Annotated in this window: 26 protein-coding genes; 12 read left to right on the top strand and 14 right to left on the bottom strand. The window is 61.3% G+C overall.

Annotated features, from left to right (window positions below; genetic code table 11):
• Positions 1 to 115: 115 nt before the first annotated feature.
• Genes DWU98_RS08355 through DWU98_RS08345 form a run of 3 tightly spaced genes read right to left on the bottom strand, consistent with a single transcriptional unit; the run spans position 116 to position 2,897 of the window.
• Entirely contained in the window at positions 116 to 637 is a 522-nt protein-coding gene (locus tag DWU98_RS08355) for a GNAT family N-acetyltransferase (protein WP_115495066.1), read from the bottom strand.
• The gene (lolB, locus tag DWU98_RS08350) at positions 637 to 1,245 is read right to left on the bottom strand and encodes a lipoprotein insertase outer membrane protein LolB (protein ID WP_115495065.1); all 609 of its coding nucleotides are present in this window, start codon (positions 1,243 to 1,245) and stop codon (positions 637 to 639) included. The genes DWU98_RS08355 and lolB overlap by 1 nt, the downstream gene beginning before the upstream one ends.
• Positions 1,242 to 2,897, bottom strand: coding sequence for a tetratricopeptide repeat protein (locus DWU98_RS08345; RefSeq protein WP_230474751.1), 1,656 nt, complete (start codon positions 2,895 to 2,897; stop codon positions 1,242 to 1,244). The genes lolB and DWU98_RS08345 overlap by 4 nt, the downstream gene beginning before the upstream one ends.
• A 180-nt stretch (positions 2,898 to 3,077) precedes the next feature.
• Here DWU98_RS08345 and hemA point away from each other — a divergent pair, with 180 nt between their 5' ends.
• From hemA to DWU98_RS08330, 3 genes are all read left to right on the top strand, one after another.
• A complete protein-coding gene (gene hemA, locus DWU98_RS08340; RefSeq protein WP_115495063.1) occupies positions 3,078 to 4,358 on the top strand; it encodes a glutamyl-tRNA reductase in 1,281 nt (426 codons plus the stop codon).
• Positions 4,359 to 4,432: 74 nt separating this feature from the next.
• Positions 4,433 to 5,512 (top strand): peptide chain release factor 1, encoded by a 1,080-nt coding sequence (prfA, locus tag DWU98_RS08335; RefSeq protein WP_115495062.1) that lies wholly within the window; start codon positions 4,433 to 4,435, stop codon positions 5,510 to 5,512.
• Positions 5,513 to 5,688: 176 nt separating this feature from the next.
• A complete protein-coding gene (locus tag DWU98_RS08330) occupies positions 5,689 to 7,791 on the top strand; it encodes an O-linked N-acetylglucosamine transferase, SPINDLY family protein (RefSeq protein WP_115495061.1) in 2,103 nt (700 codons plus the stop codon).
• A gap of 80 nt (positions 7,792 to 7,871) precedes the next feature.
• Here the strand turns inward: DWU98_RS08330 and DWU98_RS08325 are convergent, their stop codons facing one another.
• The 3 genes from DWU98_RS08325 to DWU98_RS08315 are packed head-to-tail and all read right to left on the bottom strand — an operon-like array spanning position 7,872 to position 9,899.
• The gene (locus DWU98_RS08325) at positions 7,872 to 8,141 is read right to left on the bottom strand and encodes an acylphosphatase (protein WP_115495060.1); all 270 of its coding nucleotides are present in this window, start codon (positions 8,139 to 8,141) and stop codon (positions 7,872 to 7,874) included.
• Between the two features lie 4 nt (positions 8,142 to 8,145).
• Positions 8,146 to 8,613: a TlpA family protein disulfide reductase gene (locus tag DWU98_RS08320; RefSeq protein ID WP_115495059.1), complete on the bottom strand. Its 468-nt coding sequence runs from the start codon at positions 8,611 to 8,613 to the stop codon at positions 8,146 to 8,148.
• The gene (locus DWU98_RS08315; protein WP_115495058.1) at positions 8,610 to 9,899 is read right to left on the bottom strand and encodes a YihY family inner membrane protein; all 1,290 of its coding nucleotides are present in this window, start codon (positions 9,897 to 9,899) and stop codon (positions 8,610 to 8,612) included. The genes DWU98_RS08320 and DWU98_RS08315 overlap by 4 nt, the downstream gene beginning before the upstream one ends.
• 63 nt (positions 9,900 to 9,962) lie before the next feature.
• On the opposite strand from DWU98_RS08315, the gene wrbA reads away from it, so the two are divergent.
• The 4 genes from wrbA (at position 9,963) to DWU98_RS08295 (ending at position 13,162) form a co-directional block, all read left to right on the top strand.
• A complete protein-coding gene (wrbA, locus tag DWU98_RS08310; protein WP_115495057.1) occupies positions 9,963 to 10,562 on the top strand; it encodes an NAD(P)H:quinone oxidoreductase in 600 nt (199 codons plus the stop codon).
• Positions 10,559 to 10,903, top strand: a complete 345-nt coding sequence (locus DWU98_RS08305; protein WP_115495056.1) for a DUF2069 domain-containing protein — start codon at positions 10,559 to 10,561, stop codon at positions 10,901 to 10,903. The genes wrbA and DWU98_RS08305 overlap by 4 nt, the downstream gene beginning before the upstream one ends.
• Before the next feature lie 55 nt (positions 10,904 to 10,958).
• The gene (locus tag DWU98_RS08300) at positions 10,959 to 12,602 is read left to right on the top strand and encodes an acyl-CoA dehydrogenase family protein (RefSeq protein WP_115495116.1); all 1,644 of its coding nucleotides are present in this window, start codon (positions 10,959 to 10,961) and stop codon (positions 12,600 to 12,602) included.
• A 62-nt stretch (positions 12,603 to 12,664) separates the two neighbouring features.
• The gene (locus DWU98_RS08295; RefSeq protein ID WP_115495055.1) at positions 12,665 to 13,162 is read left to right on the top strand and encodes an asparaginase domain-containing protein; all 498 of its coding nucleotides are present in this window, start codon (positions 12,665 to 12,667) and stop codon (positions 13,160 to 13,162) included.
• A gap of 54 nt (positions 13,163 to 13,216) precedes the next feature.
• Here DWU98_RS08295 and DWU98_RS08290 read toward each other — a convergent pair whose 3' ends face one another.
• From DWU98_RS08290 to sufT, 5 genes are all read right to left on the bottom strand, one after another.
• Positions 13,217 to 13,756: a spore coat protein U domain-containing protein gene (locus tag DWU98_RS08290; protein WP_115495054.1), complete on the bottom strand. Its 540-nt coding sequence runs from the start codon at positions 13,754 to 13,756 to the stop codon at positions 13,217 to 13,219.
• Between the two features lie 16 nt (positions 13,757 to 13,772).
• Positions 13,773 to 16,103, bottom strand: a complete 2,331-nt coding sequence (locus DWU98_RS08285) for a fimbria/pilus outer membrane usher protein (protein ID WP_158545003.1) — start codon at positions 16,101 to 16,103, stop codon at positions 13,773 to 13,775.
• 320 nt (positions 16,104 to 16,423) lie between these two features.
• A complete protein-coding gene (locus DWU98_RS08280; protein WP_115495052.1) occupies positions 16,424 to 17,176 on the bottom strand; it encodes a fimbrial biogenesis chaperone in 753 nt (250 codons plus the stop codon).
• Positions 17,177 to 17,196: 20 nt separating this feature from the next.
• On the bottom strand, positions 17,197 to 17,667 hold the full coding sequence (locus DWU98_RS08275) for a spore coat protein U domain-containing protein (RefSeq protein WP_115495051.1): 471 nt from the start codon (positions 17,665 to 17,667) through the stop codon (positions 17,197 to 17,199).
• Positions 17,668 to 17,942: 275 nt separating this feature from the next.
• Positions 17,943 to 18,500, bottom strand: a complete 558-nt coding sequence (gene sufT, locus DWU98_RS08270; RefSeq protein WP_115495050.1) for a putative Fe-S cluster assembly protein SufT — start codon at positions 18,498 to 18,500, stop codon at positions 17,943 to 17,945.
• 321 nt (positions 18,501 to 18,821) lie between these two features.
• Here sufT and DWU98_RS08265 point away from each other — a divergent pair, with 321 nt between their 5' ends.
• Entirely contained in the window at positions 18,822 to 19,268 is a 447-nt protein-coding gene (locus DWU98_RS08265; RefSeq protein WP_115495049.1) for a hypothetical protein, read from the top strand.
• Here DWU98_RS08265 and DWU98_RS08260 read toward each other — a convergent pair.
• Both DWU98_RS08260 and DWU98_RS08255 read right to left on the bottom strand, forming a co-directional pair.
• Entirely contained in the window at positions 19,265 to 20,677 is a 1,413-nt protein-coding gene (locus DWU98_RS08260) for an NAD(P)(+) transhydrogenase (Re/Si-specific) subunit beta (RefSeq protein ID WP_115495048.1), read from the bottom strand. The two genes, DWU98_RS08265 and DWU98_RS08260, sit on opposite strands and share 4 nt — an antisense overlap.
• On the bottom strand, positions 20,677 to 20,985 hold the full coding sequence (locus DWU98_RS08255) for an NAD(P) transhydrogenase subunit alpha part 2 (RefSeq protein ID WP_115495047.1): 309 nt from the start codon (positions 20,983 to 20,985) through the stop codon (positions 20,677 to 20,679). Before DWU98_RS08255 ends, DWU98_RS08260 begins: the two co-directional genes overlap by 1 nt.
• A 207-nt stretch (positions 20,986 to 21,192) precedes the next feature.
• On the opposite strand from DWU98_RS08255, the gene DWU98_RS08250 reads away from it, so the two are divergent.
• From DWU98_RS08250 to DWU98_RS08240, 3 genes are read left to right on the top strand one after another with little or no spacing between them, the layout of a single operon-like run.
• The gene (locus DWU98_RS08250; RefSeq protein WP_115495046.1) at positions 21,193 to 21,780 is read left to right on the top strand and encodes an RNA polymerase sigma factor; all 588 of its coding nucleotides are present in this window, start codon (positions 21,193 to 21,195) and stop codon (positions 21,778 to 21,780) included.
• On the top strand, positions 21,777 to 22,166 hold the full coding sequence (locus DWU98_RS08245; RefSeq protein WP_115495045.1) for a hypothetical protein: 390 nt from the start codon (positions 21,777 to 21,779) through the stop codon (positions 22,164 to 22,166). Before DWU98_RS08250 ends, DWU98_RS08245 begins: the two co-directional genes overlap by 4 nt.
• A 3-nt stretch (positions 22,167 to 22,169) precedes the next feature.
• Entirely contained in the window at positions 22,170 to 22,685 is a 516-nt protein-coding gene (locus DWU98_RS08240) for a DUF3106 domain-containing protein (protein WP_115495044.1), read from the top strand.
• Positions 22,686 to 22,981: 296 nt separating this feature from the next.
• On the opposite strand, the gene DWU98_RS08235 is transcribed toward DWU98_RS08240, so the two are convergent.
• Positions 22,982 to 24,082: an NAD(P) transhydrogenase subunit alpha gene (locus tag DWU98_RS08235; RefSeq protein WP_115495043.1), complete on the bottom strand. Its 1,101-nt coding sequence runs from the start codon at positions 24,080 to 24,082 to the stop codon at positions 22,982 to 22,984.
• A gap of 96 nt (positions 24,083 to 24,178) precedes the next feature.
• Between DWU98_RS08235 and cdd the strand changes: the two genes are divergently transcribed.
• Complete coding sequence (gene cdd, locus DWU98_RS08230) at positions 24,179 to 24,592, top strand: cytidine deaminase (RefSeq protein WP_115495042.1); 414 nt, start codon at positions 24,179 to 24,181, stop codon at positions 24,590 to 24,592.
• The last annotated feature ends 9 nt before the right edge of the window (positions 24,593 to 24,601 follow it).

The following is a 24,601-nucleotide window of genomic DNA, read 5'->3' as shown; positions in this document are numbered from 1 at the left end:
GTCCAGAGCAGGAGCCGGCGAAAGCAAAGAAGAAAAATTGTGGCTGGGAGCGCGCTGCGTGTCAATTCATGCGTTCGAACGAGACGGGCTTGCATTCATCGCCGTCGCGTGCCAATCAGGGCGAAAGCGTTCGCGACATGAACACGCGCAGCGCTTCCGGAAAACGGTTCTCGCGATCGCGTTCACGCGCGTAGGCGTAAGCAGGATCGTTCTTGTCGACCTCGACAAAACCGTGTCTGGTGTAGAACGGCGCATTCCAGGGCACATCGGGGAGCGTTCCCAAATCGACGCGCCGGTAGCCCTTCTCCTGCGCCCACGCGCAGGCGTGCTCGAGCAGCGCCGAACCGATGCCGCGTCGATGAAATGCCGGCAACACGTCGATCTCCGCTACACCGACCACGTCGCCATGCAACTCCACATCGAGCCACACGAAACCCACGGCCTCGGCACTCGCTTCATCCACGGCCACCCATACGAAACCACGTCGGATTTCTTCGGCGAGCAGATCCTTGGGAATGGCCATGCGCGAATAGAACGGCCACGCCGGATGGTCGCGGAACAGTTCCACGGCGGTGCGCTCGATGTCGCAGATGGCATCGATATGTGCGGCGGTAGCGCGCTGGATATGGAACGACATCAGTGCAGATCCCATGACTGGATGGCCAGCCTTACTTTGTACGGTGGCTTATCCGCAAATACCTTCACAGGCAGCGGCGGTTGACGCGTCGTATCCCACGCAGGATAGGTCACTGCCCAATCGTCCTGCAGCAATTGCGAAGGCAGGCCGTTATCGCCAAAACTCAGTTGCGCTTGCTGACCTTGCGCGCGCAACCCAAGCACCCAGGCACGCAATTCGCTCAGCGGAACGTCCCAATGCAGCACGCGTTGCATCAGCGTTTCAGCATCCGCCCCATGCTGCGGACCGCCTTCCACGCCCGCAAGCTCGGCGCCGTCCGGGCCGCCGGTGAGGCGATAACTCTTGCCGGTGATGGGCGCACGGAAGGTGAAATCGTAGCGATCACCATCCTGTATCCACGTGAAGGACCCGCTACCACCATCCTGTGCGTTGTAGACCCCCAACTTGCCTTGCAGAACCCAGTGGGTGGTGTTCGCCAGTTGTTGCTCGCGCGCTGTCTGCTGCGCCAGCGCAGCGGTATCGCCTTGGTTGCGCACGAGTTGCTGTGGCGCGCACGCAGCCAGCAGCAGCGGCGCCAGCGCCGCGAAAGCGCGTAGGAGTGACTTCATGGCTGCAGCCGCTTCAAGGTTTGTTGCAGGGCGGCGTTATGCGGATCGATATGACGCACTTCGTCGAACACTTGCTCGGCCTGCTGATGATGGCCCTGTTTCCAGAGTACTTCGCCCAGATGCACACCGACGTCGGCATCCTTGCCCGATTGCCACGCACTGCGCAGCACATCGGCAGCCTGATCAAGATGGCCGAGCCGGTATTGCAACCAACCCCAGGAATCGGCAATGGATGGATCGTTGGGCTTGGCCGCACGCGCGGTGGCGATCAGGCGCTCCGCTTCGGATAAATCGCGATCCGCATCGGCCAGGGTGAAACCCAATGCATTGCTGGCATCGACATCGTCCGGCTTGATTTGCAGCAAACGGCGAAAATCGGCCACGGCGAGGTCGATCTTGCCGATCTCGGCATACGCCAACCCTCGGCCGTAAAGCAGATCCGGATCGTCCGGCGCCACCTGCAAAGCATGGCTGAATGCATCGGTCGCTTCGGCGTAGCGCCTCTCGCGCAGATAGAGATCCGCATCCACTTCGTAGGCGCGGCGCAACTGCGCGGGCTGGTCGAGATAGTCCGTTTGCATTTCGGCCAATTGCTGATGCGCTTCCGCACTGCGCCCCAGGTCTTGCAGCAGGATTGCACTGCGCAGATCGGCATCGAAAGCGTGATCGTCGTCATCGGGTACTTGGTCGTACCATTTCAGCGCATCTTCCTTGTGCCCGAGCACTTCAGCCAGTTGGCCCAACAGATAGGCGCTGGAACTGCGCACATCGTCGGGTGCCTGGGAAAGCTGCTGATAGACCTGCCCCAGGGTTTTGTTGTCCTTGGCGTTGGCGGCCAGCGCCGCGCGCAACGCATAGGTCTGCGCGTTCTGCGGCCCTTTTTCCAGCAAATGCGCAGCCTGTGCATATTGGCCGCTCTGGCCCAGCAAAGAGGCGTAGGTCAAGCGCAGGCCGATGTTGTTGGGGTCTTTCACCTGGGCTTCACGCAACAGGTTCAGGCCACCCGTGCGATCGCCGTTGTTGAGCTTGAGCTGCGCCGCCCAGGCATAGGTTTCGGCCGTGCCAAAGCGCTTCAAGGCGCCATCGGCGATCTGCTGGGCGTAGGCATGACGGCCCAGTTGCTCGCCCAGCTCGCTCATGGCCAGCCACGCTTTGGGGTCGGCCGGCAGATGATCCGGCGTCCCCAGAGCCTGGAGCAGGTTGCCAGCCAGCGCCGGATCGCGACTGCCAATCAGCACACGGCCGAACATGCGCCATGCGTCCTTCTCGCCGCTGGTGATCAACAACGACAACTGGCGGCGGGCCTCCTCGGACTGCCCCTGCTCAACCGCCAGCTGGGCCCGCGCCTGCGCCAACTGGGCCGACGTAGCACCCAGGGCCTGCCAGCGGTCGATGGCGCGCTTGGCCGCGTCCGGATCGTGGATGGCAATGGCCAGGGCGACGGCCTTGCCGGCCACCTCCGGATCATTGGAGATCATCATCGCCTTGCCATAAGACTGTGAGGCGGACTTGAGATCGGCGCTGGACAACGCCAATTCACCAGCCATCAACTGGGCCAGTAAATCGTGATCCAGATCGGGCGTGACCACGGTCATCCTCGCCAGCGGCTGCGAAGCCGCCGCGGCCGATGGCGCTTGCGCCCGGTGAGGCATCGCAGTACATCCGGCCAGGCCAAGCACGACCCATCCACTCGCTACAATCCGCCGCACTTGCTTGAACTTGACCGTCCCGCTCAGCACACTATTCCTCCAGACCTCTTGTCGGCTCCGGCCGCAACCGGGAATGTCTAGTCTACGCCGGTCAACGCCCGTCGCTCTCACTCGCATCACGTCATGAAGCTGATCGCCCTCGGGCTCAACCATCTCACCGCGCCGGTCAGCCTGCGCGAACAGGTGGCGTTTGACGAAGATACAACCGCCGCCGCCTTGCATGAACTTGCGCGCGAGCCCGGAATCGACGAAGCGCTGATCCTTTCCACCTGCAACCGCACCGAACTTTACGTCAGCGTAACCGCGGGCGCCGAATCCGTGCCGCAGGCTTGGCTCAGTCGTCATCACCGTTTGACTCCAGGCAAGCTTGACGAGTTCCTGTATCGGCATGATGGCGACGCGGCCGTGAGGCACATGTTTCGGGTGGCCACCGGGCTGGACTCGATGGTACTGGGCGAGCCGCAAATCCTTGGCCAGGTAAAGGACGCCTATCAACAGGCGCGACAGGCCAATGCGCTCAAGACGCCGATGGATCGCCTGCTGCAGCACACCTTTGCGGTCGCCAAGCGTGTACGCACGGATACGCGCATCGGTGCACACACCGTATCGGTAGCTTTCACTGCCGTGCGGCTGGCCGAACGCGTCTTCACCGATTTGCGTCAGGCGTGCGTGCTGCTGATCGGCGCCGGCGACACCATGGAGCTGGCGGCGCGCCATCTGACCGAAAAACAGGTACGCCGACTGATCATCGCCAACCGTACGCTGGAAAACGCGCAGGAACTGGCCGGCCGCCACGGCGGCTATGCCATTTCGCTACACGATCTTCCGCAGCATCTCGCCGAAGCGGACATCGTCATCGCCTCGACTGCCGCGCGGCAACCAGTGCTCACCCGCGAAGTGGTGGAAAAAGCCATCGCCGCACGCCGCCGGCGGCCGATGTTCATGGTAGACATCGCCGTGCCGCGCGATATCGATCCGGCCGTGGGTGAGCTCGGAGACGTCTACCTGTATGGCATCGATGATTTGCGCCAGGTCATCGATGACAACCGCCGCTCGCGCGAGAATGCCGCGCGCGAGGCGGATGCCATCATCGATCTGCAGGTGGAGCGCTACATGGCGTGGCTTCGCGCGCTCACGATCCGCAATCCTGCCGTGGATCTGCGCCTGCACGCGGAAAGCTATCGCGACCAGGTGCTGGAAAAGGCACGCGCCATGCTTGCGCGCGGCAAATCGCCGGAGGAAGCGTTGGCATTCCTCGCCAACACGCTTACCAATAAACTCCTGCATCATCCCAGCGCGCGGCTGCGCGAAGCCGCGCTCAGCGGCGACCATGATCTTTTGCACGCCGCCGGACGCCTGTACGGTCTGGATGAAAACGAAAGCGTAGAGACCAGCGACGAATAGCGAGGGCGGCTGGCTGCCGCGCTATGCATGCCGTATCGCTTCGCCCCTCTCCTACTGCGCCCTTCGTTTTCTTCATGACACCATCCATCCGCCACAAACTCGAAACCACCGTCGAACGCCACGAAGAACTCGCCCTGCTGCTCGGGCAACCCGATGTGCTGGCCGACACCACACGCTTTCGTGAACTCTCGCGCGAATATGCGCAACTTCAACCGGTTGCCGACACCATGCGCGAGCTGGCAAACGTCGAGCGCGAACTGGCCGACGCACGCGCCATGCTCGATGACGCAGAACTGCGCGATATGGCCGCCGAAGACATCACGCGCCTGGAATTGCGCACGGCCGAGCTCGACGATCAACTGCAACGCCTGCTGATCCCCAAAGATCCGCGCGACGAGGCCAACCTGTTCCTCGAAGTACGCGCCGGCTCCGGCGGCGACGAAGCGGCCATCTTTGCCGGTGACCTACTCCGCATGTACCTGCGCTATGCCGAGCGCCAGCGCTGGCAGGTGGAGGTGCTGAGCGAGCATCCGGGCGAGCACGGCGGCTACAAGGAAGGGGTCGTCCGCATCGAGGGTAAAGGTGCGTATTCGCGGCTGAAATTCGAATCGGGCGTGCATTGCGTGAAGCGCGTGCCGCTCACCGAATCACAAGGTCGCGTGCACACCTCCACCGCGACCGTGGCGGTGTTGCCGGAACTGGACGACATCGAAGAGATCGCTATCTCCCCTGCCGACCTGAAAGTCGACACCTTCCGCGCCTCCGGCGCGGGCGGTCAGCACGTCAACAAAACCGACTCGGCGATTCGCATCACCCATCTGCCCAGCGGCATCGTGGTGGAATGCCAGGACGAACGCAGCCAGCACAAGAACCGCGCGCGCGCGATGGGCCTGCTCAAGGCCCGCTTATTGGACGAAGCGCAATCCAAGCAAGCCGCCGAGCAGGCGCAGTCACGACGCCTGCAGGTAGGCACCGGCGACCGCAGCCAGCGTATTCGTACCTACCGCTATAAAGACAACCTCATCACCGATCACCGCATCGGGCTGGACCTGCACAACCTATCGGATGTCATGGAAGGCCACCTGGACGAGCTCCTCGGCGGCCTTGCCCGCGAGCATCAGGCCGACGAACTGAAATCGCTCGCCGGCCATTGAACAAGTCGCTCTACGCCGGCCGCCGGTCGCGCTACTCTAGGCCACGTGGAGAGTGCTGAGCGTAGCGCCTCCGCAAAGGGGACCCGTCATACCCGATTCGTCATTCCGGCCCTCGTCGGAATGACGGCGCTGCCGCAGGTTCACGTTGTCACGTTTGCCAGATCCGCTCTTTACCGATGACCGACGCTCTACCCACCGATGTCGCTTCCGCGCTGCAAAAAGTCAGCGAGCTGCTGCAACGCGATGCCAATGAAGAAGCCGCGCATGCTGCGGCGCTGGCGCGGCGTGCGTTTCCGGTAGCGGCGGAACTGATTCGCTTGCACGGCGTGGCGTTGCTCCGCCTGGGACGCCGCCGCGAAGCACAGACAGCGATGAATCGCGCCGCGGAAATCGCGCCGGACAATGTGGAACTGCAATGCAATCTCGCCAGCCTGTCCATGGCCGACGGCAGGGTCGGCGCGGCCATCGAACGTCTGCAAAAGGCCATGGCCAAAACGCCAGGGCATCCTGCATTGCTGCAAGCACTCGGCACGGCATACATGTCCACCGGCCAGCACGTGCAGGCACGCGATCTGTTCGCGTTGGCGGTAAAAAACCTGCCTGAGCATCCGGTCATCCGCCTCAATCTCGCAGTAGCGGAATTGGAGCTGGGACGTCTCTCTGAAGCCGAAGCCTTGTTGCGGCAAGTCTTGCACCAGGCACCCGAGATCGCGGTCGCCCACGTCATGCTTGGTCACGCACTGCACGCGCAGCGCCGCTCACGGGAGGCCGCAGCCGCTCTGCTCCAGGCCGGCAAGCTTGAGCCCAATAACGTGCAGCCGGCGTACCAGGCTGCACTGCTTCTGGACGAAGCCGGCGATCTGCCTGGTGCGCACGATGCCTTTACCGATGCACTCGCGCGTGCGCCCGATTCGGTGCCGGTGACTGGACAGTTGCTGTATCTGCGACGGCGCTTGTGTCGTTGGCACGACATCGACGCACTCAGCGAACGCGTCTTGCAGGCCGTCGCCAATGGCGAACCAGGCATCCATCCGTTTTCGTTTCTGGCCGAAGACGCCGATGCCGCTTTTCAATTGCAATGCGCGAAAACCTACGCAGGACTCATCGAAGCGCAAGCAGCCCCGTTCCGTCAGCAGGCCAACTTGCGCCACTCGATGCCATTGCCGGATACGCCCATTCGCGTGGGCATGCTCTCCGACGGCTTCCACGAAACACCCGTCGGCCAGCATCTGGTGGGCCTGATCGAAAAACTTGCCGACAGCGATTTGGACATCCACCTGTTTGCCACGACACCCGACGACGGTAGCGCCGTGCGTAGGCGCCTTTCGTCGGCCGCGACATTGCACGATGTTTCCAGGCTCAATAGTGCGCAGGTCGCGGCACGGATTCACGCTACAGGCATCGAAATTCTGTTCGATCTCAATGGTTACCGCGGGCGTGGCAACGCGGAAATGTTGGCATTGCAACCGGCACCCGTACAAGTGAGCTGGCTGGGGTATGCCGGCAGTTCCGGCGCGCCGTGGATGGATTATCTGCTGACAGACGCCATCACCCTTCCCCCGGAACTACGCGAACACGTCAGCGAAAAAGTGGTGCGCCTGCCCCGCTGTCATCAGCCGAACGATCCAAACCGCGCACATAGCCAAGCGCCTTCGCGGGTCGAATGCGGGCTGCCGGAGGAGGGTGTCGTGTTTGCCTGCTTCTGCGAAACCCACGCGTTGAATCCCGGCGCGTTCGCGCGCTGGATGCTCATCCTGCAGCAGGTGCCCGATAGCGTGCTGTGGCTACTCACTGGGCCGGCCAATACGGATGAGCGACTACGCCAGGCAGCACAGGCGCTGGACGTAGCGCCCGAACGCCTGGTCTTTTTGCCGCGTCTTCCCTATCCGGACTACCTCGCACGCTTCGCGCACGTAGACCTCTACCTGGATACCCTGCCCGTGCACTCGCGCGCAGCGGCGTCGGATGCGCTTTGGGCAGGCTGCCCAGTGCTCACGCGCACCGGCGAAACCATGGCATCACGCACGGTGACAAGCCTGCTGCATCATCTTGGCTTGCCGGAATTGATCCTCGCGGAAAACACCTCCTACATCGGCATGGCCACCGCGCTGGGCAATGATCCGGACGCGCTGGCAGCCCTGCGGCGACACATCGCGCAGCAGCGCGACAAGCATTCGTTATTCGACATGCAAGGCTTCGCTACGGATTTCCGTCGGGCGGTGATGGCGATCAGTGCGCGTTATCGCATTGGCAGGCCGCCAAAAGATATCGACCTGTAGATGCATGCGCGAACATCGCGCTCGGTCGAATGAGCGTGGCTATTGTTGGATACACATTGGGCGATGTGAATTCAATCGCGTTAAAGCACTGCAAAGCCCCTGCTGCGGACCTCACCCTGATAAGTGCTACGGATCACCTCATCCACGCGCGCAGCTGGCGGCCCATGCCGCAACCATCGCTCAAGCTCATGCAAGGCTTCATCGCTGCCGCTGGCAATCACTTCCACGCAACCGTCTGCCAAGTTACGCGCATAACCATCTACGCCCAGTCGCAATGCTTCGTTGCGCGCGCTGGCGCGAAAAAACACGCCCTGTACCTTGCCGCTGACAATGAAGCACGCGCGGGTCACGGCATCACTTTCCGATCGTCGCACTCAATGCCGCCGATGTGATCGGCCCCATGAAGTGCTTGGCCACTTTGCCATCCGGCGCGATCAGCCAGGTGGTCGGCAGGCCCACGGGTTCGTCGAAATCCTTCAGCGGCTTGTCCATGGTGACCTGCGCAATGGGGTAGCTCACGGGATGCTTGGCCAGGAAGGCACGTATATCCGACGGATCGGTGTCTTCATACGCAATGCCGATCGCACGCACGTTCGGGTGCGTACTCACGAAATGCGCGATGTCCGGCAGTTCCTTGATGCACGGTACGCACCAGGTGGCCCAGAAATTCACGATGACCCAATGGCCACGCTGCGCTGCCAGGTCATAAGGCTTGCCATCCAGGGTGGTGATCTTGAGCGAAGGCTGGGCGGGCATGGCAGCGTGAGCGGGGAACGCTACCAGACACGTAGCCATCAGCAGCAACGATGCAAACAACTTCATGTTTCAGATTCCTGCGTGTGGGAAACCTGACGCGGGGACGCCAGTGAACTCTGGAGAGGATAAACCTTGTCCAGCCGGGCACCCAAGGTGGCATCGAGCGAATGCGCCAAGCGGGTGAGCGTGGAAAGTAACTCTTGCGGAAGTTTGATGCCGGCCGCGGCGACTTGTTCGATCGGGTTCAACGGCAGCCGATAGCCGCTGTGTCGATACACATGCATCAGATCGGTGCTGTCGAGGCTGCGCACCAGCGACCAGCCTGCGTTTTCGTTGCGATGGATGAGCTCGGCGCGTGCCAGGTCATCGAAGTAGATCGCAATCGCTTCGCTGCGCAGGCAAGGCTCCGCTGCGCGTATCGATAATGGCTCAATGGAACGCCCTTCGCGTTGCGCATCGACGAAGTGACGCAACACCACCAACAGCCCAAGAAATTCGGAGCCTTCGGGCATCACGTCACAGGGTTTCTGGTACTCGAACGCGGACATGGACGCCGACACCGACGCGCAAAGAATCACGATCACCCACGAGAGGTAAATCCACAGCAAGAGCAGTGGAATGATCGCCAATGCGCCATAAATCTGCTGGTAGTTCTGCGCATTGCGCACGTAGTGCGTAAAACCCCAGCGCGCCAGTTCGAACAAGAGGGCGCCCAGCAAAGCACCGATGGCGGTGTGTTTTTTGTCTACCGGCCGATTGGGGATCGTGGTGTACATCAACCATAGCGTAAGGAATGTCACCACGAACGGCATGGCTTTCAGCAGTTCCTGCCCGACGCCCAGTTGCGCGCCGGCGCTGCGCAGCATCGGCACGGCCGCCACGTAAGAGGTCACCGCAATGCCGCCGACGATCAAGATCGGGCCCAACGTGAGCGCGGCCCAATACAGCAACAAGCGCGGCCCCCATGGACGATGGTGGCGCACCTGCCAGATGCGGTTGAGGCGGTCTTCGATGCTGTTCATCATGGACACCGCGCTGAACAACATCACCAGAATGCTTATGCCGGTGAGCTTGCGCGCGTTGGAGGCGAAATCCAGTAGGGCCTTCTGTACTGTTTCGCCGGCCGCCGGCACAAAGTTACTGAAGACGAAATTGATGAGCGTGTCGCGCGCTTCCTCGAACATGGGAAAGGCCGCGAACATGGCCAGCACGGCCACGGTGAGGGGTACCAGCGAAACCAGTGTGGTGTAGGAAAGCGCACCAGCCGTCTCGAAACACTTGTCGTCGAGAAACCGGCGCCAGAGGAAACGGCCCAGGGTCAACGTGCGGTCACGGTCCAAACGCAGGCTCATAAGTGGTGAACATCCCTGGTACCGCCCCGTACACTACCCCAATCTCTCTGAATGCCCCAAACCATGCGCGACATCCTGATCCTGTACTACAGCCGCACCGGCCACACGGCCCAACTGGCGCGTTTGCTAGCCCGCGGCGTGGAGGAAATTCCCGGCATGCGCGCCCGCCTGCGCCAGGTTCCACCGGTGGCGCCGGTCACCGAGGTGGCGCAGCCGCCGGAGCCCGAGGAAGGTGCGCCCTACGTCACCAAACAGGATCTGCACGAATGCGCCGGTCTGGCGCTAGGCAGCCCCACCCGTTTCGGCAATATGGCCGCACCGTTGAAATACTTCCTGGACGGCACCGGTTCCGAGTGGGCCAGCGGCGCCCTGGTGGGCAAGCCGGCGGCCGTCTTTACCGTTACCAGCACCATGCACGGCGGTCAGGAATCGACGCTGCTGAGCATGGCCCTGCCCCTTCTCCATCACGGCATGTTGCTGCTGGGCATTCCTTACACGGAGCCTTCGCTCACCCATACGCTGAGCGGCGGCACGCCGTACGGCGCCAGCCATGTGGCCGGCAGCAAGGGCGACAACGCCATCACTGAGCACGAGCGCGAACTGGCACGCGCACTCGGCCGGCGTCTCGCCGACACCGCACGCAAGCTGGCGACCGACGCATGAGCATGGCTCAACGTATCGGCATGGCGGCCTGGATGGCGCTGATCCTGTTGCAGTGCGCGTGGTATGCGTGGCTGTTTCCGCCGCAACAGCTTCCGCTGTGGCTGGTGCTGGCCGTGACCGTGGTGCCGCTGCTGCTGCCTTTCCTTGCCATCGGCAACCCACCGCGCGCATTGCTATGGGCGGGCATGCTCAGCCTGTTCTATTTCTGCCATGGCATCGCCGAAAGCTGGAGCTCAGCGCAAGAACGTGGCATGGCCTTGCTCGAAGTGCTGCTCGCCTTACTGCTGATCGGCACATTGGGCGCAGGCGTGAAACGCAAGCCGAAGGCACCGGCAGGTTGACCATCCGCCGTCGGCTTCATGCCTATACTGGTTGTATCGGCTTGGAGTGAACGACATGGCATTCCTGCAAGACGCCCCGCAACTGGCGCACCCCTATCGCAGCGACCGTTTGCTGACCGCCTTGCTCGACCGTGTCTTCCCGTCAAAGCGCCGCGCCGCGCTGGATGCGGACCTGGATGCATTGGCCGACTACGCCCAGATGACGTGGGAACGCAGCGCCCGACACGCGCGCCGCAAACCCCTGCTAACGCAATGGGATGCCTGGGGTCGCCGGGTCGATCGCGTGGAATTGACCGCTGCATGGCTGGAAGGCCCGCAGCTCACCACCCGCCACGCCATTCTTGCCGCCGGGCACGAATCGCACGAGCACGCGCGTTTGGAAGAATTCGCACGCGCCTATGTCTATCACGTGGCCAGCGAGTTCTACACCTGTCCTCTGGCGATGACCGATGGTGCTGCGACCGCCATCAAAGCGTCCGGCAACAAGACGCTGATCGATCGCGCCTTACCGCATTTCCTCAGCCGTGATGCAAGCCAGTTCTGGCTATCCGGACAATGGATGACGGAAAACGCCGGTGGTTCGGATGTGAGCAACACCGAAACCATCGCCAGGCAAGACACTGACGGCTCATGGCGCCTTTATGGCCGCAAGTGGTTCAGTTCCGCAGTGGTCGGCGAAGCGGCGCTGGCACTGGCGCGTCCGGATGGCAGCGGCAGCGGCACGGCCACGCTTGCGCTGTTTTACGTGGAAACGATGAACGGTGAGGACCGCAAGCCTGAGCTGATCATTGATCGCCTCAAGGACAAACTCGGTACGCACGAATTACCCACTGCGGAAATCCATTTGGAGGGCCTGCCAGCGTGGCCCGTAGGCGAACTTGCACACGGTGTGCGCCAGGTTGCGCCCATGCTCAACATCACCCGCACATGGAACGCGATCGGTGCGGTTGCAAGCATGGCGCGCGCCATTGCTCTGGCGCGCGATTACGCAATGCGTCGTCAGGCATTTGGACGGCCATTGATCGAACAGCCTCTGCATGCGCAAACACTTGCCGACATGCAGGCTGAATTCGAGGGCGCCTTTGCGCTCGCCTTCGAAGTGGCATATCTGCTGGGCCGTGTGGAACAGAACGTTGCCACGCTGCAGGAAACCGCCTCACTGCGTCTGCTTACGCCCCTGGTAAAACTATGGACGGGCAAAATGGCGGTGAGCCTGTGCTCGGAAGCACTGGAATGCTTCGGCGGCGCCGGCTACGTCGAAGATACCGGGCTGCCGCAGTTATTGCGGGATGCACAGGTCTACGCAATCTGGGAAGGCACCACCAATGTGCTGTCACTGGACAGCCTGCGCGCCCTCTGCGGCAACAACAGCTTCACCGCCCTGCGCAAGGTAATCGGCGGCTGGCTCAATCATGCGCATAACCAGCAAGCTGCCTTTGCGGTGCACGCCGCGCTGGATGCGGCCGCCATGCACATGGATACGCAAAAAGTCGAGCGCCACGTGCTGGAGGCGGGCGCGCGCGGCATCGCCATCACGCTGGCGCGCTGCGCGGCCGCTGGGCTGCTGGCGCGCCAGGCGGCGTGGGCGTCTTCACGCGCCGATGAGCGCCCGGCAGCGGCCTTGCGCCGGTTCCTGGGCCACGGCCTGCTGCGCCTTTCCGATATCAGCGGTGAAGATACCCGCCTGCTGCTGGAGTGATCACCTACGCTGGCGCTGCGGAACGGTTAAAATGCGTCTCCACCCTACAAGCCCATCCGATCATGCAGCATCTGACCATCGTCACCACCGGCGGCACCATCGACAAGATCTACTTCGATGACAAATCGGACTACAAGATTGGCGCGCCGCAGATCGGGGATATCCTCAGCCAGCTTGGCGTGGCCTTCCAGTTCGATGTGATTCCGATTCTGCGCAAGGACAGCCTGCACATCACTGCCGAGGATCGTGCGCTGGTTCGCTCCGCGATCGAAGCACAGTCGCATCGTCACGTGCTGGTGACGCACGGCACCGACACCATGGTGGAAACCGCCAGGGAACTGGCCTCGATCAAGGGCAAGGTGATCGTGCTCACCGGTGCGCTCAATCCCGCGCGCTTTCAGGGCTCGGATGCGGTGTTCAACATCGGTTGCGCGGTGGCCGCGGTGCAAACTTTGCCGGAAGGCGTTTACATCGCCATGAATGGACGCGTGTGGGATCCGGCCAAGGTGCGCAAGAATCGCGATGCAAACCGATTCGAAGAGATTGCCGGCGGCCTCTGATACCACCACTCCTCGACGTTTTGAGCCGACGCAAAAAACGCAGACAGCGCAGCGTCATTCGACATCGATCGTTACGGTGACCATGTCCGAATACCTGCCAGGCGGCACGGACTGGTTGGCAAAAATGGTGCCGAACACATCGACGGTAGCCGCGCCGGCATCTGGATCGACGTTTATCACGAAAGGCCGGCTTTCCGCGGTGCCGTCTCCCCATACAACCTGACGACTCCAATCGATATAGAGCTGATAGCGCAGTGTGGCGGAGTCGCCTCCTTCATGACGCAGAAGGCGGTATTCAAAGCTGGGGCTTTCCGGGCTGGGCGATGCGCTTATAAGCACCCTGACCGGTTCGTTGCAATACAAGGACATGCCCATGGCATCGTCTTTATCCTTGCTCTGCCCCGACGTGTAGTTGCTGAAATAAACATCGTTGTTTCGCAGCGTGCATTCCTCCGCCGCCGGAACAGGTCCGCTGTGCGATGGCAGGGGATGCGCCGATGGTGGTAAGGAGTCAAAGGGCTCGGCAGGCGGCGGCATCGTGAATTGCGGCCAGACCCGTGCCGCGGTCAACACCATCAGGGCACCCGGCAACATGTAAAACCATGTGCGCCTATTCACAAGTCACCTGCCCTGCCTGCCAGATCGCAGGCCTCTCCTCAGGTACATGGATCACTGCAACACACGCGGGCGATGCATCGGGAATCTCGATGCGATAACTGCCGCCGCTCACATTGTCCAACTCGAACAGTCCGCGATCGCCAGTTCGGCCGCCCAAAACGTGGCCGTCCGGCGTCGTCAGCTTGATCGCATGGTTATCGACGGTGCCCCCGCCGTGGGCGGATGAAAAATACAGATTCCCATTCACGGCAGAGATCCTAGGCAAATCGAACTTCACCCATACGCCCGCACCATCAGCCGGCACCACGTTCACTTTTGGCGAGAGCAGATCCACGTCCGGCGGCAGATCATCGTCACGCACGGAAAGCGTTGTCGCTGCATAAGGCGCTATTTCCGGCACAAGCAAGGTGCCGTTGCGGCCTGTTGCGCCGATGAGCTGGCCTGCACGATAAATACCAACGTCTGGATAACCCGCATCGACCACAGCAAAAGAGCTGTTGATCGACGGCGTGAAATACACGTAGCTTCCGATCATGGCCACCGCGCCGCTGACCGATACATGTGTGGCTTGCTGCACGAACTGTCCATCATCGAGGTCGCGTACGCCGACATCGACTTGCGCGAACTTGTTAAGCCATGTACCACCGACGTCCTTATCGTCGATGGGACCCTGCCAGCTATCGTAAAACCTGAAACCGAATCCACTGTCCGTGGGTGGATACATGGTGGCTTCAACATAGCGCTGCGGTGAGCTGCCGGTCACGTCGCGATAGCCCGTCGTCACCGTCGTACGTTGGCCGAGCGGTACATAGATGGATGCAAAAATACCGCGCATGCGATCTCCGGTGCCTCGCATATAGAGGCCGCTTAGGCTCAGTTGCCCACGCCACGGCAAGCGCAGCGCCCAGGTCAAGGATTCGGTTGTCACGACGCTCTGATCGAAGCGGAAAAGTCGGCCCATGCTCGCGGAGATCGAACCTAACGGTCCGAGCTGCTGCGATAGCGCTATCGAATAACGATCACGCGCACGCAGATCAGGCAGTACCGGTTGACCACCCTCGGTTTCCTCGACGGTCTGAGTGAGTGTCAGTGGATCGTCAAAGTCCTTTTGCGCATGCCGCCACTGAAATCGAAGGTCTGTGCGATACCACACACCCTCGAAATTCAACTCATGTGCGTAACGGTGCTGGTGGTCGTGCTGACGTTCGGCGCTCATGACCGTCATGGTGCCAACGGGCCCCAGCCCAAACGTCATCAGCGGCGAGAGGTGCCGATCGCCCTCGATGTAACTGTCGTTGGTGCCAACGGTCCACCAGTCGGTGACGCCGTAAAGGTAAGCAATGGTGGCGGCCTTGCCGCTATACCCACCCGCGCCGAAACTGGTACGCGGTGAGCCAACACTCATGTCGAATGTGTCGAATCCCGCTTTAAGCAGCTCGTTGCTGAAGTAGTAAGGGATGTAATACGAGTGCTGATTGCCGGCCGTATCCGTCACCAGCACACTGATGTCGCGCAAACCACCATAGCCTTGCAGGTTTTGAAAGTTGAAGGGGCCAGGCCCGATATTCATCGAGCCGATCATCACCCCGTCCATGTAAATCTGTGCCTGCGACGGCGATTGGGCGACACCGGACATGCTTGCGGTAGGATTGATCACCTGCCCCGGCTGCAGCGCGTAGCTTCGTTGCAAAGTGACACCCGCGAGGGAAAAGCTGGTACCCAAGTCGCCGGTGTCCGGTGTGTAGTCGCCGATCATCAGCCGCAACGCATCGTTGGGCCAATCGTGAAATGCGACGCTATCGAAACGTGTGTTTTGGAATCCTGACGGCGAGTTCGTCAAAACCTGATCGTCGTAGAACGACCATCCGAACATGCGAAGGTGCGGTGACAGCAGCAGTTGCTGGAAGGTTCTGCCCTGGGATTCGGTACGATCGTAGCGATAATCCACAAATGCCGACCACGGTGGCTCCGGAGTCAAGGAATGGATCACCGGTTGAGACAGATTGACCGTGCTTCCCTTCATCAGATCGGCAGGTACAACGATATGTATCGCAAGCTGATTGAAGTCGATCTCGTTCTTGGAGCCTTTGATGCTTTGCGGGTCGAAATAATCGTTGCCTTGAAGATGGACGATGGGTGGCTTTGCCAGCATTCCAAATTCATCGAGCATCGACGCCGGCAGAAAAACGCGCTCACCATCCGTCAAGCCGTCCACTTCAGTCGGCTTGCCGTGATTAACGTCCACCACCCACATCACTTCGCTTAATGTGGATGCCTGATGTTGCACGTTTTGCACATTAGCCGCATGAACAGCAGGCGCCATGTAAAACGCAAGTATTCCGCCCATGCTCCAGCGGCAACACGCCGCGAGGGCGCGGACAACGGGGATTTTGCGCACCGGCCTCTCCCCTGATCCATCCTGTGGCACATGATCCAAAAAGGCCGATGCTTCTCCTCACACTTGCGTTCTCGCCATCCTAGCCCGTGCCGCTTCGACCTCTCTGCCGTTTACGGGTGCTCCCGCATGCGCTCCATTACTAAATCAAACCCATCAGTACATGCATTGCAAGCGCATCCCGCATGCCCAAACACCCTGGCTTGCATGACCGGGTTGCACGGCTGCAACCCGGTACTCTGATGACGCTAACCTGCTTTGCACGTGCCACTGGGAATGGAAACAGGCACATCGACAGGTTTGCCTTGATCCAGACTGATGCGCAACTTGGCGTTTGCCTGACTGCACACAGCACCGGATATCGGCAATGAATACAGGTGCGATGCACTCGGCAATACATACCACTCATCCAATCCACCGCCCGCGATGCCGGCCGGATCGGATGTGATGGATTTCAGGTGCGCGTGCATCGTGCCCTGGTTGGTAAGCCGGACCTTGATGAGGCCGTCACCTCCGCTTTCCACGCTGGCGCTCAGTTGCGAGCTGGCTTTCTTTTCGCGAAAAAACACCGGTATGCCAAAGCGCTCGCGTATCTGGATGTTTTCGCCGGGATCTTGCTGCACTGACGGCAGCTCGGTGATGTAGAGGCGGTAGGCCTTTTCCGTTTTGGGCAGTGAGCCTTTCTTGCCCGCCGGGAAGAAGACACGAATCACACGCCCCTGATCTTTGCCACTGGATTTTGGTGGCAGGGTGAATTTCATGGGAAAAACCGTCAAATCGCTGGTGTCGGCGTAAACATCTTTGCCATCCACCTGCGCCCAGCTCATGACCTGTACTTCCATGTCGATCGGTGTATTGCCTGCATTCTCGATTTCCACACTCGCCGAGCCATTGCCGGTGAAATCCAATCGCAACGGCGTAACACTAAAACCTGCCGCCCCCGCCGAACTTGCCACCCATAGGCCGAGTACAACCAGCCCCCAACGACTGTTCGTATTCATCGCGTGGCTCCTTTGATCAGTTATTCGTTGGCCGTAACTGTCACTGTGTCTTCGTATTCACCTTGCGCCGCGTTTAGCATGGCGTCTGCAGGCAGAGTGAAATCGACATTGACCCGGGTTGCTGCACCCGGTCCTCCGCCGATGGCTTGCTGCGGGTTGTGTTGAAGCGTGTAGGAGATGTAGTCGGTTGGCCCCGGCCCCTTCATGCGCCGCATGCCAGCATTAGGGTTCTGCCCGTCATCGACACCTATCTGGATCGTGGTGCCTGGGCTGCACCAAAATTCCACGTAGCCATTTGCCGCCACGGGCGAATGCGGTCTTCCAGCAAGGTGGCTCCCAAAATGGGCATGCTGGACAGTTCCATCCTCAAAGGTGCATCCCCCGGTTACGCTCACGCCCACTTTCAGTTGCTGTCCCTGAAAAGCAAAAGCGATGCTCGGCAAGATGAAAGTAAGACCCAAAACCACGCATTGCACAGGTTTCTGCTTCATACGAAATACCCCTCTCTCCTAGAAATGGATATTGCGAAGCGGTCTTTACGGCTGGCCCCCTGCTGCCAGTCCTTTTAATCCTAGCGCCAGTTTGACGTGAAGTTCTACCTTGTCTTTCACGTAATGAACCGTTTGGACGTCTAAAAGCCAGTGACCGGGAGCGGCATGCCCATTCATGTTGCCGCGTCTCAGCACGCCTGATATCCACTTGCGCAGGCATGCAAGCCTCCGCAAGATGAACAAGCACCGCCGCCGCGCTTGGACAAGCGCCGACCTTAAAGCATGCCGGTTTCGAGCTTCGCCACTTCCGACATCATCGAGTGGTTCCACGGCGGGTCGAACACCAGGTCGACGTCCGCTTCCTTAATCGTCGGAATCAACTCTAGCTTGGTGCGTGCGTCGTCAATCAGCACGTCGCCCATGCCGCAGCCTGGTGCAGTGAGCGTCATCTTGATATACACCTTGCGCTCGTCGACCGCGATGGTTTCCAGGCTTACGTCGTAGACGAGGCCAAGTTCGACCACGTTGATCGGGATCTCCGGATCGAACACGGTGCGCAGTTGCTGCCACACCAGATTTTCCACGTCCGCATCGGTGGCATCGTCGGGAAGTTCCAGCGGTGGCGGGGGCTCCTTGCCTAACGCATCGGCATCGCTGCCAACGATGCGAAACAGGTTGCCCTCCACATACACGGTAAAGCTGCCGCCAAGCGCCTGCGTGATGTAACCCACCTGGCCGGCGGGCAAAACAACGTTTTCGCCCTGCGGCACCATGACCGCATTGCAGTCCCGCTCCAGGGTGAAAGGCTCGCTGCTAAGACTAAAACCGCTCATGCCATCTCGATCGATCGTGGGGAAAAGCCAGCCGGGCTTGCCCGGCCCTCTATTATGCCGGCCATCGGCAGGGCCTGTCCCCAAAATCAGGGGCGATACATCGAAACTCAAGGGATCGCCTCGCGCTATTTGTGTGGCGCGCGTCAGGAGCCGTTTGAACGCCCGCCGAGGGCAGAGCGGAGGCCTTTGGGTTGCGGTTGAGTGGCCGTCGGGCGGTAACGCGGGCTACGCAAATAGTGCGGACAGGCCCTAAGATGGCCGCTTTGTTTTGTCTCCAGGACATCGCGTGACCGAGCTGCAAACCCTTCCGGGCCATCGCCCATGACCGTGCGCCAGATCATCGGTGAGGGCGTTGCGCTGTGTTGTGCAGTCATGCTCGGACTGGCGGCCGGCGCTGTCTGGCTGTTGCCCACAGTGCATTTCCAGCGCCCGCTACCTTGGCTCGCCGTGCCCGCAGGCTGGTTGCTTGCCATCGCCATTCGGCAATGGGTTCACGCCAAGAAATGGAATGCGGTCTGGCTGGCGTCGTTCGCCACGCTGGTGGCATGCGCGTACAGCCATGTGCTGACCGTTGCCGTCAACCTTTCCGCTGCATTGGGCTACGGCTTGATCGAGGTGATGCGCACGGCCGGCCTGGCGATGCTGCTGGAATTGGCACACTTGGCCGCGGGCAAAGTCGATGTCGCATGGGCGGTGGCCGGTATCGTGGTGGCGGCGGTGACGGCGTTGCGTCACTCGCCTGCCACCACCGCGCGCAAGGAAAACTAGGCGTCCAGCGTTTTGAGTTGCGATACGAGCTGGCCAGCCACCGACTGGCCATCACCGTAGAGCATGCGCGCATTGTCTGCATAGAACAGCGCGTTTTCGATGCCGGCAAAACCGGTGCCTTTGCCGCGCTTCACTACGATCACCTGTCGGGCGTCGGCAACATCAAGGATCGGCATGCCATAGATCGGCGAGGAAGGGTCGGTCTTGGCCACCGGGTTAACCACATCGTTGGCGCCGATCACCACGGCGACATCGGTGACCGGGAACTCCGGATTGATGTCTTCCATGTCCACGATCAGGTCATACGGCACACCTGCCTCGGCGAGCAGCACGTTCATGTGCCCCGGCATACGGCCTGCAACCGGATGGATGGCGAACTTCACCTTCACGCCGCGCGCGATGAGAAGCTGCGCGAATTCCCACACCTTGTGCTGCGCCTGCGCCACGGCCATGCCATAGCCGGGCACGATCACCACGCGCTCAGCGTAAGCCATCATCACGGCGGCATCGGCCGCTTCAACGGGTTTCTGGCTGCCGCCGATGGCCTGTGCCGCCGCGCCTGTCGCCGCCGCGCCAAAGCTGCCAAACAGCACGTTGCCGATCGAACGGTTCATGGCTTTGGCCATCAGCTGCGTAAGCAGCGTACCGGCCGCGCCCACCACCATGCCGGCGATGATCATCGCCTCGTTCTGCAGTACATAGCCTTCGAACGCCACCGCCAGGCCGGTAAAGGCGTTGTAGAGCGAAATCACCACCGGCATATCGGCCCCGCCGATGGGCAGGGTCATCAGGATGCCGAAAAGCAACGCGGCAATGAAGAAACCCACCACCAGCGGTAATGTGATGTGCCCGCTCGCCAGTACAATGCCGAGCCCTACCGCGGCCGCCAGCACCAGCAGGTTCACCACTTGCTGGCCGGGGAAAACGAAGCGCCGGTCCAGCCAGCCCTGCAGCTTGGCAAAGGCGATCGATGAACCGGAGAAACTTACTGAGCCGATCAGCGCACCCAGCACGCCTAGCGCCAGCGCCACGGGGCTCAATGCGCCCACCGTCACCGCATCCATCGCGGGAACCACATGGGCGACCAGTTCCGAGGCGCCGATCGCCGCCGCCGCGCCTCCACCCATACCGTTATAGAGCGCCACCATCTGGGGCATGGCCGTCATCGCCACGCGCCGGCCAGACCACCACGCCGCCGTCACGCCAATCAGCACGGCGGCGATGATCAGGCCGCGGTTGTGCATATCCGGCAACAGCAAGGTCGCCACCACCGCCAGCAGCATGCCAAAGCCCGCCCAGACGATGCCGCCACGCGCCGTACGCGGCGAGCTCATGCGCTTCAGGCCAAGGATGAACAGCAGTGCGGCAATGAAATAGCAGACATCGATCACGCTTTGCGGCAGCGCCATCACTTGCTCTCCTTGCCGCCCTGGCCGGGTTTGCTGGACTTGAACATCTCCAGCATCCGCTCCGTGACCACGTAACCGCCGGCCGCGTTACCGGCACCCAACAGTACCCCGATGAAACCTATCGCAAGTTCAAACGGCGTATGCGCATGACCTAGCGCAATCATGGCTCCAACCAGCACAATGCCATGTATGAAATTGGAGCCGGACATCAACGGTGTATGCAGGATCACCGGTACCCGCGCGATGATTTCGTAACCCGTAAATGCTGCCAGCATGAAAATGTAAAGCGCCAGGAACCCGTCCAGCATGCATTTCCCTCGCCCATTGGTCACATTCACCGCATCATACGGTGTATGGGACGTCACGATCCATGCCGTCCGGGTTAGGCGCTGGCCGCGTGGCGAGGTAGGCATGAGGCGCCTAGGGTCAACCCACGCCGGCCCTGCGCGTTGATGACGAGAGTCGAACCGATGGAGCCCCGGGATGCTCGCCCTGACGATTCGGATAACGGCGCCATGAATGGCGTCTCAGCCGTTTTCGAGGCGGAACTTCTTGCGCAGGAAGGCCAGGCGGCACCGGCCAGCTTGGATGCGTTCCTGGCGAGCATGGAGCGGAGGGCATTCCGTATGGCTGAGCTGCACCTGGGCAACCGGGAAGACGCGCTTGATGCCGTGCAGGACGCCATGCTCCGTCTGGTCAAGCATTACCGCAGTAAACCTGCGGGGGAATGGACGCCGCTGTTCTGGGGGATTCTGCGACGGCGCATCGTGGATTTGCAGCGCCGGCGCAAGGTCCGCTCGATTGTGGTCGGCTGGCTTGGTGGCGGCCACGATGACGACGGCGACGAACTTCCCGCCTGGGAGCCGGCCGACAACGGTCCGGATCCCTTGGAACGACTACATGGAGAACAGTCCTACGCAGACATGGCCGTGGCCGTGAGAAAGCTTCCGCGACGCCAGCGCGAAGCCTTCATCCTGCGAATACTGGAAGGGCTGGACGTGGCGGAAACCGCCGCTGCGATGGGCTGCTCGGAGGGCAGCGTCAAAACCCACCTTTCGCGGGCGATGCAACACCTGCGCGAACAACTGGAGGAGTGGCGATGAACTCGTCCGACAAACAATTCGAACAGCGCGCCCGCGCGCGGTACCAGGAGGCGACTCTAGGCATCGACGCGGTCACTGCCGGTCGCCTGCGTGCCGCCCGCCGTACGGCTTTGCAGGCCGCCACCGCAGACACCTCGCCCAGCCATCGCGTGCGCGTGCTGTTGCCGGTGGGGGCTTTGGCCGCCATGGCACTGGCTGCGCTTATGACCTGGCAGCCGGCGCCCCAGCCGGCGCAAACCGATAACAACGCACAAGTTACCGCGACCGAGCAGCAGGACAACGAATACTTGCCCCCTGGCGCGGAAAAAGCCGATCCTGGTCTGTACCAGAATCTCGATTTCTATAGCTGGCTTGCCGCCAATCAGGGCGACCAGGCCAAACACTGATCCATGCTGCTACGAAAAGTTCGTCTGCCATCACTGTTGACCTTGTTGCTCGGTCTGACGATCGCGGCGCCTTCGTACGCGCAGAACGCGCATCCGTGGAACAGCCTTAGTCCCGCTCAGCAGAATCTGCTTTCGCCGCTGCAATCACAGTGGGACACACTGCCGCCTGCCCGTCAGGAGCATATGCTCCAGCGCACGCAGGACTGGATGAAGCTCTCGCCCGAAGGTCAGCAGGAGGTGCGCGAACACATCGCACGCTGGCAGCAGATGACGCCCGAACAGCGCGCGCAGGCGCGTCAGAACCAACATCTGTACGACACGCTTCCGGCCACCAAGCAGCAGCAATTGCACGATGCATTCAAGCGCTTCCAGCAGCTGACGCCCGCTCAGCGCGAAGCGTTACGCCGCCAGTGGCAGCAGCAGTCACCCGAGCAACATCACCAGTGGCTGGAACACCTTGGACCGGGGTCCACGCTGCCGTCGGGACACGCCTTTGGCATGCCGCGGCCGCGGCATTGATAGTCGGTGTCGGCTAAGCGATTCGAGATTCGATCGGAGTCTGCGCCTTAGCTCTTGCGCGCCGTTATTCTGAGAAAGCGGATATTGCCTCAGCGTCATTCCTGCGAAGGCCAGAATCCAGTTCGAATACGTCGTGCGTAGCACGCAACATCGAGAATGTTGTGTCGTTCGGACTCGAATTTAAGCTGGATTCCGGCCTTCGCCGCAATGACAGCCAGGCTCAGGCGAACGCTAGGGCAAGGACAGACCTCATCCACCGCGACCAAGAAAAACGATGCTCTCGCCCTCAACCGCTCTCACGCGTTGAACAACGCCTCGCCACCGCGCGTCACGCAGCTTTTAGCCACCAGCTCATCGTCGAAGTCCGGCTGCAACGCAGTTTCGCGAATCAGCAGCTCGGCGAAGTTGTAGATGTTGCGCGCATACATTTCCGATGCGTGCAGTGGCGCACCCGCGGCGAGGTTGAGAGGTCCCAGGATAGTTACATCACCCTGCTGCACCTGTTCGCCCGGGCGAGTGAGTTCGCAGTTGCCGCCGCTTTCGGTCGCCAGGTCCACGATCAACGCACCCGGCTTCATGCCCGCGATCATGGCCGCGGTGAGAATTTTCGGCGCCGCGCGTCCAGGAACGGCCGCCGTGGTCACCACGACGTCGAAGGCTTTCAGATGATCGGCCAGCGCTTGCTGTTGCGCCACGCGTTCTTCGGCAGTGAGTTCACGCGCATAGCCGCCGCTGCCGGCTGCGCTCACTCCCAGATCGAGAAACTTCGCACCCAGCGATTCCACCTGTTCACGCGTTTCGGGGCGCACATCGTAACCTTCGATCTGCGCACCGAGCCGGCGCGCGGTGGCGATAGCCTGCAAACCGGCCACGCCCGCACCAATCACCAGCACGCGCGAAGGACGGATGGTGCCCGCCGCCGTAGTCAGCATCGGAAAGAATTTCGGCGCATGTTCGGCAGCGATCAGCATGGCGCGGTAGCCGGCGACAGCAGCTTGCGAACTGAGCACATCCATCGCCTGCGCACGCGTCGTGCGCGGCAGGAGTTCGAGCGCAAACGATGTCACCTTCGCCTGCACGAGCGCGGCGATGCGTGAGGCGGCGCCATAAGGACGCAACTGCCCCACTACGATGACACCCTCGCGCAAACGGCGCAGCACATCGTCATCCGGCGGCAGCACGCAGGCCAGCAGATCGGCTTGGGCCATGACCTCGTCCGCGCTGGCGAATTCCACGTCCGCATAACTGGCGTCCGGAAAACCGGCCGCCCTACCCGCACCCTGTTCAAGCAGGATGCGAATGCCTTTGCCACGCAGCTTTTTCGCCATCTCTGGCGTAATCGCCACGCGCCGTTCGCCGGCGGCGGTCTCTCGCAATGCGGACACGGTGATCGACATTGGCCATCCTCTGCAGAGTAACCCTTGCATCCTAGCCGAAGCGCGTGCGCTTCGCGTTAGACTGGCCGACCCGATTGGGGGACAGCGAGAGCCCCGATGTCCGAGCAGATTGTCAGCAAAACCCTGTTGGATCTTGCCCATAGCGCGCGTGAATTGGCTTACGCGCCTTATTCCCATTTTCATGTCGGCGCAGCGCTACAAAGCAAGGATGGTCGCGTGTTCGGCGGCTGCAATGTCGAGAATGCCGCCTACGGTTTGTGCAATTGTGCTGAACGTACCGCGCTGTTCAGCGCCATCGCCGCCGGCTGCAAACCCGGCGATTTTAGCGCCATCGCCATCGTGGCCGATACCCCGGAGCCGGTCACGCCTTGCGGTGCCTGCCGGCAGGTGCTGGCCGAACTGTGCGCCAGCGACATGCCGGTACTGCTGGCCAACACGTCCGGGGCGACGCGGCAGACAACCGTGGAAGCTTTATTACCAGAAGGATTCCGTCTGGCCACGGTGCGCTGATCGTCGCCG

This window comes from Dyella monticola (genome assembly GCF_003363155.1).
GTDB lineage: Bacteria > Pseudomonadota > Gammaproteobacteria > Xanthomonadales > Rhodanobacteraceae > Dyella_B > Dyella_B monticola.
This window is presented reverse-complemented; position numbering and strand designations above follow the sequence as displayed.